Origin of the sequence: Streptomyces sp. NPDC088747, from assembly GCF_044751025.1 — a bacterium.
Lineage (GTDB): Bacteria > Actinomycetota > Actinomycetes > Streptomycetales > Streptomycetaceae > Streptomyces.
In genome coordinates this window covers 230776-243377 of record NZ_JBIVKZ010000005.1, presented here as the reverse complement: position 1 = coordinate 243377, position 12602 = coordinate 230776, and the positions used below count along the sequence as shown (strand labels likewise).

General features: G+C 70.7%; 12 protein-coding genes and 1 pseudogene. 5 read left to right on the top strand and 8 right to left on the bottom strand.

Annotation, left to right across the window (positions count from 1 at the left end; genetic code table 11):
* Nucleotides 1–254 precede the first annotated feature (254 nt).
* From ACIP79_RS14455 to ACIP79_RS14440, 4 genes are all read right to left on the bottom strand, one after another.
* On the bottom strand, nucleotides 255–1235 hold the full coding sequence (locus ACIP79_RS14455; RefSeq protein ID WP_401223422.1) for an NAD-dependent epimerase/dehydratase family protein: 981 nt from the start codon (nucleotides 1233–1235) through the stop codon (nucleotides 255–257).
* A 117-nt stretch (nucleotides 1236–1352) separates the two neighbouring features.
* Nucleotides 1353–1946 (bottom strand): winged helix-turn-helix domain-containing protein, encoded by a 594-nt coding sequence (locus ACIP79_RS14450; RefSeq protein WP_401223024.1) that lies wholly within the window; start codon nucleotides 1944–1946, stop codon nucleotides 1353–1355.
* 388 nt (nucleotides 1947–2334) lie between these two features.
* Nucleotides 2335–3363, bottom strand: coding sequence for a glutamine synthetase (gene glnII, locus ACIP79_RS14445; RefSeq protein ID WP_401223022.1), 1029 nt, complete (start codon nucleotides 3361–3363; stop codon nucleotides 2335–2337).
* A 354-nt stretch (nucleotides 3364–3717) separates the two neighbouring features.
* Nucleotides 3718–4386 (bottom strand): hypothetical protein, encoded by a 669-nt coding sequence (locus ACIP79_RS14440; RefSeq protein ID WP_401223020.1) that lies wholly within the window; start codon nucleotides 4384–4386, stop codon nucleotides 3718–3720.
* 365 nt (nucleotides 4387–4751) lie between these two features.
* Between ACIP79_RS14440 and ACIP79_RS14435 the strand changes: the two genes are divergently transcribed.
* The 3 genes from ACIP79_RS14435 to ACIP79_RS14425 all read left to right on the top strand — a co-directional run bounded on the left by ACIP79_RS14435 (nucleotide 4752) and on the right by ACIP79_RS14425 (nucleotide 7178).
* Complete coding sequence (locus ACIP79_RS14435; RefSeq protein WP_401223018.1) at nucleotides 4752–5060, top strand: hypothetical protein; 309 nt, start codon at nucleotides 4752–4754, stop codon at nucleotides 5058–5060.
* A 227-nt stretch (nucleotides 5061–5287) separates the two neighbouring features.
* The gene (locus ACIP79_RS14430) at nucleotides 5288–5812 is read left to right on the top strand and encodes a hypothetical protein (RefSeq protein ID WP_401223016.1); all 525 of its coding nucleotides are present in this window, start codon (nucleotides 5288–5290) and stop codon (nucleotides 5810–5812) included.
* A gap of 4 nt (nucleotides 5813–5816) precedes the next feature.
* On the top strand, nucleotides 5817–7178 hold the full coding sequence (locus ACIP79_RS14425) for a DUF2252 domain-containing protein (RefSeq protein WP_401223014.1): 1362 nt from the start codon (nucleotides 5817–5819) through the stop codon (nucleotides 7176–7178).
* Between the two features lie 48 nt (nucleotides 7179–7226).
* Here the strand turns inward: ACIP79_RS14425 and ACIP79_RS14420 are convergent.
* Nucleotides 7227–8060, bottom strand: a pseudogene (locus ACIP79_RS14420) (alpha/beta hydrolase); the annotation flags it as partial.
* A gap of 259 nt (nucleotides 8061–8319) precedes the next feature.
* Here ACIP79_RS14420 and ACIP79_RS14415 point away from each other — a divergent pair.
* Nucleotides 8320–8625, top strand: a complete 306-nt coding sequence (locus tag ACIP79_RS14415) for a hypothetical protein (protein WP_401223012.1) — start codon at nucleotides 8320–8322, stop codon at nucleotides 8623–8625.
* 72 nt (nucleotides 8626–8697) lie between these two features.
* On the opposite strand, the gene ACIP79_RS14410 is transcribed toward ACIP79_RS14415, so the two are convergent.
* The 3 genes from ACIP79_RS14410 to glnA all read right to left on the bottom strand — a co-directional run bounded on the left by ACIP79_RS14410 (nucleotide 8698) and on the right by glnA (nucleotide 11924).
* Nucleotides 8698–9285 (bottom strand): hypothetical protein, encoded by a 588-nt coding sequence (locus ACIP79_RS14410; protein ID WP_401223010.1) that lies wholly within the window; start codon nucleotides 9283–9285, stop codon nucleotides 8698–8700.
* A 2-nt stretch (nucleotides 9286–9287) separates the two neighbouring features.
* Nucleotides 9288–10208, bottom strand: coding sequence for a zinc metalloprotease HtpX (htpX, locus tag ACIP79_RS14405; RefSeq protein WP_401223420.1), 921 nt, complete (start codon nucleotides 10206–10208; stop codon nucleotides 9288–9290).
* Nucleotides 10209–10514: 306 nt separating this feature from the next.
* Nucleotides 10515–11924, bottom strand: coding sequence for a type I glutamate--ammonia ligase (gene glnA / locus ACIP79_RS14400; RefSeq protein ID WP_383684052.1), 1410 nt, complete (start codon nucleotides 11922–11924; stop codon nucleotides 10515–10517).
* Between the two features lie 199 nt (nucleotides 11925–12123).
* Here glnA and ACIP79_RS14395 point away from each other — a divergent pair, with 199 nt between their 5' ends.
* Nucleotides 12124–12591 (top strand): RDD family protein, encoded by a 468-nt coding sequence (locus tag ACIP79_RS14395; protein WP_401223008.1) that lies wholly within the window; start codon nucleotides 12124–12126, stop codon nucleotides 12589–12591.
* Nucleotides 12592–12602 lie beyond the last annotated feature (11 nt).

Sequence of the window (12602 nt, the reverse complement as noted above, 5' to 3'; positions counted from 1 at the left end):
GGCGGGGGGTGGTGCCAGGTGCACCCCTGATTTTCTTCGCCCCCTCCGCCCCTTCCCGTCCCGAACTCGGGGGCTCCGCCCCCGAACCCCCGCTCCTCAAACGCCGGAGGGGCTGAAATTTTCCCCCCGGGCGGCGCTAGAAATCTTTCAGCCCGTCCGGCGTTTGAGGACGAGCGCGAAGCGCGAAAGGGGGGTCTGGGGGCGCAGCCCCCAGGAACGGGACGGGAAGGGGCGGAGGGGGCGAGAAACCTCCCCTACAGGCCCAGCACCTTCGCCTCCACCGCCGGATCGAGGCCCACGGCAGGCCGGTCGGGCCGCTGGGGCGCAACCCCGCCGAGGCCCTGGAGCCAGCTCCAGGTATCGGCCACGGTGTCCCGCACAGGCCGACACCGCAACCCACTACCGACCGCCCGCGACACATCGGCGCCGTGCACCGAGTCATGCAACTCGCTCCCACCCGGCACCCACACCGGCAACTGACTCCACGGCTCGACCCCGGCCGCGAGGACCACCTCGGGATCGGTCCACCGCAGATCCCCCGCACCCCCGGTGACCTGGACGCACGCGTCGAGGAGTCCCCCCATCGTCGTATGCCCCCGCGGACTGACCAGGTTGTACGCCCCGCTCAGCCCCCGCTCCACACCCCCGAGGACCCACCCGGCGAGATCGCGGACGTCGACGTACTGGAGGGGGAGGTCGCGAGGCCCGGGGGCGAGGACAGGTCCGCCGCGGGCGACGCGGTTCAGCCACCACGGCAGGCGCCCGATGTTCTCGTACGGCCCGAGGATCAGCCCGGCGCGCACGAGCAGCGCCCCCGCCTCACCGAACGCGTCGAGGGCGGCCAGCTCACCCCCGCGCTTGTCCCTGGCGTAGTCGGTCTGCCCGGCGTCCGCGGCGGCCCCGTCGACGAGGGGCGCGTCCTCGTCGTATCCGGCGGTCATCGGCCACGCGTACACCGAGCAGCTCGACACGTACACGTAGCGGCGCACCCGGCCGGCCAGCAGCCGCGCCGTGTCCCGCACGGCCCGCGGCGCGGCGGACCAGGTGTCCACGACGGCGTCCCACTCGCCGTCGGCGAGCGCCGCGAGTCCGTCGGGAGCGGTGCGGTCGCCGTGCAACGACCGGACCCCGGCGGGCGGTTCGTGCCGTCCCCGGTGGAAGACGGTCACCTCCCAGCCACGCCCGAGCGCCGCCTCCACGACGGCGCGCCCCACGAACTCCGTACCGCCCAGCATCAGAAGCCTCATACGGACGACTCTGCCCGGTCCGATGGCGGCAGGGAACGGGAATCTGCTGACAGAAGAGCTGACAGGAGATCCGCCGTCAGGCCGTGGAGTCCGGCGGCGTAGAGGTCAACGCCCGGCCGGCGGCGCGTACTTGTATCCCACCCGCCGTACGGTCTGGATCGCCTGCCGGTGCCGCGCGCCGAGCTTGCGCCGCAGCCGGGCGACGTGCACGTCGACGGTCCGTCCGTCGCCCACGTGCCCGTAGCCCCACACGGTGGTGACGAGCTGGTCGCGGGTGTGCACGCGGTTCGGGTGCGCGACGAGGTGGGCGAGCAGCTCGAACTCCAGGTAGGTCAGGTCGAGTCGCTGCCCGTCGACCTCGGCGGTGCGCTGCACGGTGTCGATGCGGACGAGCGGGTCGCCGCCGCCGACGGAGTCCTGCGCGTCGAGCGGTTCGGGCCGGTCCGGGACGGCGACCGGCAGCAGCGGCTGCTGGTCGGCGGGCACGAGGACCAGGTAGCCGATCATCGGCGGCTGGCCCGGCAGCACCGGCAGGGTGTGCGGGGGCGCGGGCAGCCAGGTGGCGCCCGGCGGCAGGAAGTCGGCGACGTCGACCACCTCGTCCCGGTCGACGGCACGCAGTCGGTGCCGTCCGGAGCTGGGGTTCGTGGACGCCGGGGGAGAGGTCGCGACGGACGAGAAGGAACGGGTGTTCGCCATGAGAGGTCAGCTCTTTCGCGCGAGGAGTTCGTCGGGAGGATCGACGACCGCGAGTTCGTGGTCGGGTTCGTCGAGGACGTACGTCGTGCGCGCTGGCCGGAGGCCGGGTGTCGGCTTTAGAGGGCCCGCGCGTTCATCGCGCGACAACACACCCGGTCGAAGTCATGGTGCTGACGGGAGGGCCAGAACGGCTCGAGGTCATGGCGACCCGTCGCGCTGTACTTCTGGAAACCGGCCATGACCCCATTGAAGCAGAAGCCGGGTCCGGGCAGCAGGGCCCTCTCACCGGTCGGACGCCTGCTTGGCGCGAACTTGACTTCGCGCCCCGGTGAAAAACGGGAAGGGGCGCCCACCAAGACGGTGGACGCCCCCGCACGGAGCCGGGTGATCAGATCTGGCCGGCCTTCTCCAGGGCGGTGCAGCAGGTGTCGACGATGAGGCGGGTGACGACGTACGGGTCGACGTTGGCGTTGGGACGGCGGTCCTCGATGTAGCCCTTGCCGTCCTTCTCGACCTGCCACGGGATACGGACCGAGGCGCCGCGGTTGGAGACGCCGTAGCTGTACTCGTTCCACGGGGCGGTCTCGTGCAGGCCGGTCAGACGGTCGTCGATGCCGGCGCCGTAGTTCTTCACGTGGTCCAGGGGCTTGGAGCCCTCGCCGAGGGACTCGCACGCGGTGATGATCGCGTCGTAACCCTCGCGCATCGCCTTCGTGGAGAAGTTGGTGTGCGCACCGGCGCCGTTCCAGTCGCCCTTCACAGGCTTCGGGTCCAGGGTCGCGGAGACGTCGAAGTCCTCGGCGGTGCGGTAGAGCAGCCAGCGGGCCACCCACAGGTGGTCGGAGACCTCCAGCGGGGAGACCGGGCCGACCTGGAACTCCCACTGGCCGGGCATGACCTCGGCGTTGATGCCGGAGATGGCGAGACCGGCGTTGAGACAGTTCTCCAGGTGCGCCTCGACGATGTCACGGCCGAAGATCTCGTCCGAGCCGACACCGCAGTAGTAGCCGCCCTGCGCGGCGGGGAAGCCGCCCTCGGGGAAGCCCAGCGGGCGCGTTCCCTTGAAGAAGGTGTATTCCTGCTCGATGCCGAAGATCGGCTCCTGGGCGCCGAACTTCTCCTCCACCTCGGCGAGCGCGGCACGGGTGTTGGACTCGTGCGGCGTCATGTCGATGTTGAGGACCTCGCACATGACCAGGACGTCGTCGCCGCCGCGGATCGGGTCCGGGAAGACGGCGACCGGCTTGAGTACGCGGTCGGAGGCGTGACCCTCGGCCTGGTTCGTCGAGGAACCGTCGAAGCCCCAGATCGGGAGCTCGGCGCCCTTGGCGTCGTCGGCCAGTATCTTCGTCTTCGAACGGAGCTTGGCCGTCGGCTCGGTGCCGTCGATCCAGATGTACTCAGCCTTGAAGGTCACGGGCCACATCCTTCGGGGTGGGTCTTCAGTCGCACTGCGGGTGCTGCTGCGGCGCTGCGGCACTGGGGCGCCGCGTAGATGCAGGGCAGCCTGTCAACAGGCGATTTCCCGATCATTGCTCGAATGTGAACCCCGTGTTACCTGAGCTGTGTGTGCCCGTTGTCACCCGGTGGCGCGCCCCGGGGGTGTTCGCGACCGCGATCCGTGGTCCCGCCGGGCGGACGTGTCCCGTGCTTCCCGCCGTTCCCGGCCTCACGGCTCGTATGCGATGGGTTTGCGGGCGCGCACGGGGTAATTGAGGGGTCCTGCCGCCTCTGACCGGAGAGCGGCAGGACCCGGTTCGGGCGGCTCCGGTCAGCCGACCCGCTCGATCACGGCCCTGCGGATCAGGAACTTGCCGGGCTCGCGGACCTGCTCGAAGGCGGCGTTGTTCAGCAGCGCGCAGCTTCCGGAGACTCCGGTGACCTCCACGGTCGTGGACTTGTTGTTGTCCAGGTTCGTGACCTTGAGCTTCGTCCCGGCCGGGAACTGGTTGCTGGACGCGGCGGGGGCGCCGGCCTCTCCGGAGAGGGTGACCGTCGAACCGTTGCAGACCTGCTCACCGGTGGCGGCGCCGGCGTCGGCGTCCTCACCGGCCTCCTCCGCCGGAGCGGTCTCCACGGGAGCGGCGGCCGGGGGTACGGAGGCGGCGGGCGGCGTGTTGGTCTGGGAGCCCTGAGCCGACTCCCCGACCTCGCAGCCGGACGCTTCCTGCTGGACCTTGATCTGCGCGAGGACCGCTTCGCGGTTGGCGATCCGGGCCTCCGACTGGGCGTCGGGGGCGGCCCGTTGGTCGGCGATGAACTGCTCGTTGTTGCCGAACGCGGTGGCCAGGCCCTGGCAGACCGTCGAACTCGCCGCGTTCTGGACCGACGCCGCGTTCGAGGTGGCGGCCAGGGCGAAGGCCCCGCCACCGGCCACGGCCGCGGCGCTGACCAGCAGTGCGAGCTTCTTCTTGGTGCTGAGGGTTCTCCTGCGCGACATGTGCGCCTCCTGTGTGCGGGGGTGCGGTACGTCGCTAGGTACGAGATCCCGAACAAGGTTACTCAACGGTTACAGGAGTCACCGAAGTGGCATGGGTCACAAGGGAGTTGGGGCCCATTCGGGCGGAAGACCCCCCGGTGCGACAGCCGGCCGCATCGCCGCCGCCTCGATCTGTTCGAATTTCTGACGCCTCACGCGCATCTCCCAAACCTGCTGTGACATCACCGCGATTCCCTTGCCCACCTGGCTCTTTGGGCAGCTTCGCGGTCCCCCCGTTGTCAGTGGGGGCCGGTAGACTGGGAGCAGTGTTCGAGGGAATCGCCGGGGGAGCCGGACGGTTCCCTGACCGCGACAGGAGGAGTTCCGTGCCCGCTGCCGCACTGAAGCCGCTGCCCACTCAGTCCACGTCCAAGAGGGCGGTCCAGCTGGACCTGCCGTACGAACCCGTGGAGAAGCGCCCGCTGCCGCCGGGGCGTCCCCGCGAGTGGTACGTCATCCACAACCGCCGGCTCAAGGCGATGCGCCTCGCGATCGCCCTGCTCGACTCGGGTGTCTACATGCCGAACCAGGCCCGCGACGAGAAGATCCGCACCACCGCTCAGGTCATAGGCGTCCACCCGCCGTCGGCCACCACGTGCCACATGGTGCGCGCGCTGATGAGGTACGCGCGCTGATGAGGTATGCGCGCTGATCCACCCGCTCCCCAGCCGGGCGGAGGGGGCGAAAACCTCCCCACTCCGCCCGGCACCCGCTCACACCCCCCACCCACACCGCCCCACCCACACCGCCCCACTTCACCCGATCGGCGGACCCGGCATGCGCACCCCCCGGGCTCCGCCTTGACTGGGGCCACAGCGTGAGGCGGACTCCGCGGGAGAACCAGCGAAAGGTCGGTGCGGCGATGGTGAGGGGCTCGCGGGTTCTGATCCTGGCGGCAGCCGCCACGGCGGTCCTGGCCGCGCCCCTCACCGGCTGCTCGGACGACACCAGCCCCTCCGGTGCCGCCTCCAAGGCCGCATCGGCCGCTTCCAAGGCGGCCTCCGCCGCTTCCGAGGCCGGTGACGCGCTGTCCTCGGCCACCGCCGATGCCGGGGACACCCTCGCCTCCGCCACCGCCGAGGCGGGCGAGAAGTTCGACGAGTTCAAGAGCGGCGTGGACGCCAAGGGCGACGTGCGGACCGGCGACGTGGGCACCGACTCCGCCGGGCGCTCCACCGCCGGGATCACGGTCACCAACTCCGGCTCCTCGTCGCGGTCCTACGCCGTCCAGGTCGACTTCCGCGACCCGGGCGGCAACCTTCTCGACACGGTCGTCGTCACGGTCGACGGCGTCGGGGCGGGCGCCACCAAGGACGCCACCGCCACCAGCAACCGCACCCTCTCCGGCGACGTCACCGCCGAAGTGTCCCGAGCCGTACGGAAGTGACGCGGTGGCCCCGACCGGCGCGGCGGCCGCCCCGGCGGACCGCGCCGCGCGGGGCAGGGCCGCCCGCGGACGCGTGTCCCGGTCCGTGCACGGCCGCTGGATCCCCGCGGCCGACCGCGCCGACCCCGTCGCCGTCCTGGAACGGCAGGGCAGGAACCGGCTGCCGGAGCTGCTGCCGATCCGGTACGGGCGGATGGCCGCCTCCCCTTTCGCGTTCCTGCGCGGCGGCGCCGCCGCCGTCATGGCCGCCGACCTGGCCGCACAGCCGCACACCGGACTCACGGTGCAGCTCTGCGGCGACGCCCACCTCCTCAACTTCGGCCTGTACGCCTCCCCGGAACGCAGCCTGCTCTTCGATCTGAACGACTTCGACGAGACGCACCCCGGCCCCTTCGAGTGGGACGTCAAACGGCTCGCGGCCAGCGTCGCGGTCGCGGCCCGCGAGAACGGCCACACGGAGGCGCAGGCCCACGGCGCGGCGCTGGCCGCGGTGGGCCAGTACCGCGAGGGCGTCAGACGGCTCGCGAAGAAGGGTGAACTGGCCGTCTGGTACGAGCGGTTGGACGCCGAAAGCCTGCTCCCGCTGGTCCGCTCCGCCCGGCACCGCAAGCGCGTCGAGTCGAGCCTCACCCGGGCCCGCCGGCGCACCAGCCTCCACGCGCTCGGCAAACTCACCGAGACGGTTGGCGGACGCCCCCGCATCGTCCAGGACCCGCCGCTGCTCGAATCCGCCGGAGTCACCGACATGGCGTCGCTCCGCAAGATCTTCAGCGACTACCGCTCCACACTCCCCGAGGACCGCCGCGTCCTCCTGGACCGCTACCGCTTCGTCGACGCCGCCCGCAAGGTCGTCGGCGTCGGCAGTGTCGGCACCCGCTGCTTCATCGTGCTGCTCGCCGGGCGCGACGCCGAGGACCCGCTGTTCCTCCAGATCAAGGAGGCCGGCAGGTCCGTACTCGAAGAGCATCTGCCCAGCGGCCCCTACGTCCATCCCGGCCACCGGGTCGTCGCCGGGCAGCGCCTGCTCCAGGCGGCCGGCGACATCTTCCTCGGCTGGATGACCGGGCCGCAGGGCCGCGCGTTCTACTGGCGGCAACTGCGTGACATGAAGGGTTCCGCGGACGTCGCCGGGATGACCCACCGCGAACTGCTCGCCTACGCCCGGCTGTGCGGCGCCGCGCTGGCCCGCGCCCACGCCCGCTCCGGCGACCGCATCGCGATCGCCGCCTACCTGGGCGGCGCCGACACCTTCGACCGCGCCGTCGCGGATTTCGCGCTGCGCTACGCCGACCAGAACACCGTCGACCACGCGGCACTCGGCGCCGCGGCCACGGCCGGGGTGATCACGGTGACGCGGGGCGTGTGAGCCGAAGCCCGCGGCCTGGATCCGGTGACTCCCGGGCGCCCGGCGTCACTTGGCGGCCGAAGTCCGCGCCGACGTCCACCCCTGGTCGTCCGTGCCGGTGAGCAGGGCGTCCACGAACCGCCGCCGGTCCTCGGCGTGGTCGCGGAACCACAGCCCCAACATGTGGTCGGCGCCCGGCAGTTCGAGCCGGGTGAACCGGGATCTGGCGGCGAGGGACTCCGCCACGGCCTCGGTCACCGCGGGCGGGATCACGGTGTCCGTGCCCGGCACGGCGAGTACCGCACGGCCCGGGTACGCCCGCAGGACGTCGAGCGCGGGGGCCCGGCGCCAGCTGTCCGGCGTACGGATGATCTCGCTGAAGAGGCCGGAACCGTCCCCGAACGGAACCGGCCACGCCGTGGCCCCGTACACGGCGGGCGCGCACAGCCCCAACGCCGCCGCGCGCTCCCCGTAGTGCCCCGCGAGATCGGCCACCGTCTGGCCGCTCATGCTGAACCCGACGAGGATCAGCGGCGCGTTCGCCGGCACGCTCGCGTCGATGACGGCGACGGCCTGCTCGAAGCGCCTCTTCAGGCTCAACTCGCCCAGCTCGCCCGAGCTTTCGCCGTGTCCGGAGAAGTCCAGGGCGAGGCCCCGGCAGCCGCGCGCGACGAACTCCTCCAGCAGCGGCAGCAGTCGCTCCTTGTTGCCGACGCCCGCGCCGTGCAGCAGGACGACAGTGGCTTTCGAGCCACCGCCACCGCCATCACCGCCTTGACCGCTGTCGCCACCGCTGTCGCCACCGCTGTCTCCGCCGGCTCCACCGTCCGCGCTGCCGTCGGCCGATCCGCCGACGCAGCTCAGTCGTTCACCGTCGTGGTCGTACGTGAAGGGGATGAGCATCCCTCATTTACTCATGCCCCCCTCAACTCCCTCGCGGCCGGGAAAAGCAGATGCGCGCCGAGTGACCGGCTCCCTACGCTGGAGAAGCGTTCCGGAGCCGTCGAACACCGCTTTCCTCCGGACAGGCATCAGCGGGCGGACTCGGGGCTACTCTCTACGCACCGACGGACGGCAGCCCTCCCCAGCGCCCCGTCGACAGATCCGGAAACACCTTCACGACATCGAGATCCAGTCACCCACGCACGCAAGGAGTCCCGTCATGGGCACCTTGATCATTTCCGCGACCGCGATCCTGGTCGTTCTCGGCTTCTCCAACCACGTCCTGTGGCTCGCGGCGATCGCCCTGCTCTTCCTGTACGTCCGCTACGGCCGCACCGGGGACGGCACCCCGGCGGCGTCCGCACCGGGTTCGGCTCCGGCCGCACCCCGGACAGGGTCGTCCGGGGGCCGCCCGGACTCCACCTACCGGGCGTACCGGGCCCGCCGTGACCGTCAGGCCAGATGGGAGCGCCGCTACCGCCGTGAACGTCCGCTGGAGGCGCGCCGTCAGGACCGCCAGAAGTAGTCCGGCGCCCATGGCCGCGGGCACGAGGACCGTGCCGTCGAGCCGGTGCCGCCGGCCGGGCGCCCCGGGTTCTCACAGACCCGGGGCGCCCCAGACCGGGAACCAGCGGGACAGGTCCTGCTCGATCCGCAGATCGTCGGCCAGCGCGGCCTTGATCCGCAGTTCCAGCGCGTTGTCGCGCTGCCGGCCCGCGTCGGCGCGCGGAGCGAAGGGATAGAACGTCCCGCGCTTGTAGAGGTAGACGAGGCCGAGCCGCCGCTCGCTCTCGCCGTCCTTGAAGCCCGCCACCGAGCAGAGCAGTTGGGGGCCGAAGCCGCTGTCCTCCAGTGCGCTGTTGACCGCGTGCAGATCGCCGACGAGCGCGGGCAGATCGTCGGGCGCCCGCCGGGAGACCAGCCAGGAGTAGCCGTACTCGTCCCGGCTGACCTCCACCGGCGGGCCGCCGTGGTCGGTGTCCGCGTCGAGCAGTGCCCTGACGTCCCGGTGGGCCTCCGCGAAGGCCGCGCCCTCGACGGTCGCGAAGCACACCGCGCCCGTCCCCGTCGGGATGAACCCGGCGGCGGCCTGAAGGGTGACGGCGGCCGACGGCAGGGCGAAGAGCTGGTCGAGGTCGGGCGCGACGGGTCTGCTGCGGCCGAGCAGGATGTCCAGGAGCCCCATGGTCAGCCGGCCTTCCCGGGAGCCGCCGCCTCACCCAACTCCACCGACATGCGCGCCAGTTGTTCGAGCCGCTGCTCCAGGCTCGGGTGGGTGGAGAAGTACTTGACCACACCCGGCTCGGCGCCCAGGGCGGGCGTGAAGTAGAAGGCGTTGAAGGCCTGGGCCGTCCGCAGGTCCTTGGTCGGGATCCTGGCGATGTCCCCGGTGACCTTGGTCAGCGCGGACGCCAGTGCCGAGGGCCGCCCGGTGAGCTGGGCCGCGGCCCGGTCGGCGGCCAGCTCGCGATACCGGGACAGCGCCCGGATGAGCAGGAAGCTGATCGCGTACACGGCCGCGGACACCGTCATGACGGCCATGAACACCAGCGCCGTGTTCTGGTCCCTGCGCCCGCCGCCGAGGAGCTGCGAGTAGAAGGCGAACCGGACGATCAGCCCGGCGATCACCCCGAGGAAGGAGGCGACGGTGATCACCGCGACATCCTTGTGCGCCACGTGCGACAGCTCGTGGGCCAGCACACCTTCGAGTTCGTCGGGCTCCAGCCGCCGCAGCAGCCCGGTGGTCACACAGAGCACCGCGTGATCGGGGTTCCGCCCGGTCGCGAAGGCGTTGGGCATGTCGATGTCGGACACGGCGACGAGCGGCTTCGGCAGGTCGGCGATGGCACACAGCCGGTCGACCACCCCGTGCAGCTGCGGATACTCCTCCCGCTCCACGATCCTCCCGCGCATCGCGAACAGCGCGATCCGGTCCGAGAACCAGTACTGCGCCCCGAGGAACGCCGCCGCGATCACCACGACCAGCACCCAGGATTTCATCAGCGCGATCAACGCGGCGATGAAGGCCACGTACAGCAATCCGAGCAGAAACAGCGTGACCGTCATCCGCACGGTCAGCCGCCGATCGCTCCGGAACCGGCTCCGCATCATGCATCACCCCACACTCGGGCACTCGTCCCAGTCCCCATTGTGCGCCCGCCCCCGCCCACGAAACGGCCCCGATCACCCCCGAACCAGGCAAAGACCTGCCCTGTCAAGAGCCACTTATTTATGCGGAGCGGACGGGGGAGAGGACGCCGCAGGTACCGAGGACGGACACAACGGCAGACACAACGGCGGATACAACGGCGGATACAACGGCGGATACAACGGCGGAGCCCCGCCACCACCCGAAGGCGATGACGGGGCCCGTCCTGGAGCGAAGAACTCCGGAGCTGAAGCTGGAGCCACGGCTCACACGTCGTAGTACAGCTCGAACTCGTGCGGGTGCGGACGCAGCTGGAGCGGCGCGATCTCGTTGGTGCGCTTGAAGTCGATCCACGTCTCGATCAGGTCGGACGTGAAGACGTCGCCCGCGAGCAGGAACTCGTGGTCGGCCTCAAGGCGGTCGAGGACGGCCGGGAGGGAGGTCGGGACCTGGGCGACGCCCGCGTGCTCCTCGGGAGCGAGCTCGTAGAGGTCCTTGTCGATCGGCTCGGCCGGCTCGATCTTGTTCTTGATGCCGTCGAGGCCCGCGAGCAGCAGGGCGGAGAAGGCGAGGTACGGGTTGCCGGAGGAGTCGGGCGCGCGGAACTCGACGCGCTTGGCCTTCGGGTTCGAGCCGGTGATCGGGATGCGCATGGCCGCGGAGCGGTTGCGCTGCGAGTACACCAGGTTGACCGGGGCCTCGAAGCCGGGGACCAGACGGTGGTAGGAGTTCACCGTCGGGTTGGTGAAGGCCAGCAGCGACGGGGCGTGCTTGAGGATGCCGCCGATGTAGAAGCGGGCGGTGTCCGAGAGGCCCGCGTAGCCGGCCTCGTCGTAGAACAGCGGGTCGCCGTTCGCCCACAGCGAGGAGTGGATGTGCATGCCCGAGCCGTTGTCACCGAAGATCGGCTTCGGCATGAAGGTCGCGGTCTTGCCGTTGCGCCAGGAGACGTTCTTCACGATGTACTTGAAGAGCTGGAGGTCGTCGGCCGCGGCGAGCAGCGTGTTGAACTTGTAGTTGATCTCGGCCTGGCCGGCGGTGCCCACCTCGTGGTGCTGGCGCTCGACCTGGAGGCCGGACTTGGCCAGCTCCAGGGAGATCTCGGCACGCAGGTCGGCGAAGTGGTCCACCGGCGGGGTCGGGAAGTAACCGCCCTTGTAGCGGACCTTGTAACCGCGGTTGTCCTCGATCGCACCGGTGTTCCAGGCGCCGGCCTCGGAGTCGATGTGGTAGAAGGCCTCGTTCGCCTTCGTGTCGAAGCGCACGCTGTCGAAGACGTAGAACTCGGCCTCGGGACCGAAGTACGCGGTGTCGGCGATACCGGTCGACGCGAGGTACGCCTCCGCCTTCTTCGCCACGTTGCGCGGGTCACGGGAGTACTGCTCGCCCGTGATCGGGTCGTGGATGAAGAAGTTGATGTTGACCGTCTTGTCGCGGCGGAAGGAGTCGACGCGCGCGGTGGACAGGTCGGCGCGGAGCGCCATGTCGGACTCGTGGATGGCCTGGAAGCCGCGGATGGAGGAGCCGTCGAAGGCCAGTTCCTCGGTCGGGTCGAAGGCCTCCGCCGGGATCGTGAAGTGCTGCATCACACCCGGCAGGTCGCAGAAGCGGACGTCGACGAACTTGACGTCCTCGTCCTTGATGAACTTCTTGGCCTCGTCGGCGTTCTGGAACATCCAGCTCCTCCTACTCCCGCTCACTTCGGACCGGGGTGGTAGTTCGTTCGTGCGGCCAGTGCGGTGGCACACGCTGAGCCCGACCATAGGGACGGGGGATTTCTCAGGCGTGACCCATTTGTTTCGCCCAAGTTAACCGGGCCAGGCCCGTCATACCCCGCCTGTCCACATGCCAAAACGGGCGCAGTACCTTTGACGGGTGGACAAGAGGCAAGTAATCGGATCGTGGCTCGCCGGACCGCGCGAGGCCCTGGAGGACGCCGGTGTCGACCTCGGCTACCGGGGGGAGCAGCTCGGTCTGCCGGAACAGGGGCCCGGCTCGATCGCCCGCCCGGGCCGCCGCTTCGGCGCCCTCGCGGTCGACTGGGCCCTGAGCCTCTTGATCGCATACGGCCTGCTCACTGACGGCAACAGCCAGACGACCGGCAACTGGGCCCTGCTCGTCTTCTTCACCCTCGGCGTCCTCACCGTGGGTACGGTCGGCTCCACCCCCGGCAAACGCCTCTTCGGCCTGCGCGTCATCAGCGAGAACGGCGGCCGCGTGAACCCCCTGCGCGCCCTCGCCCGCACCGCGCTGCTGTGCCTCGCCATCCCCGCCCTGGTCTGGGACCGCGACGGCCGCGGCCTCCACGACCGCCTGGCCCGCACGATCGAGGTCCGCGGCTAGCGATCCTCGTG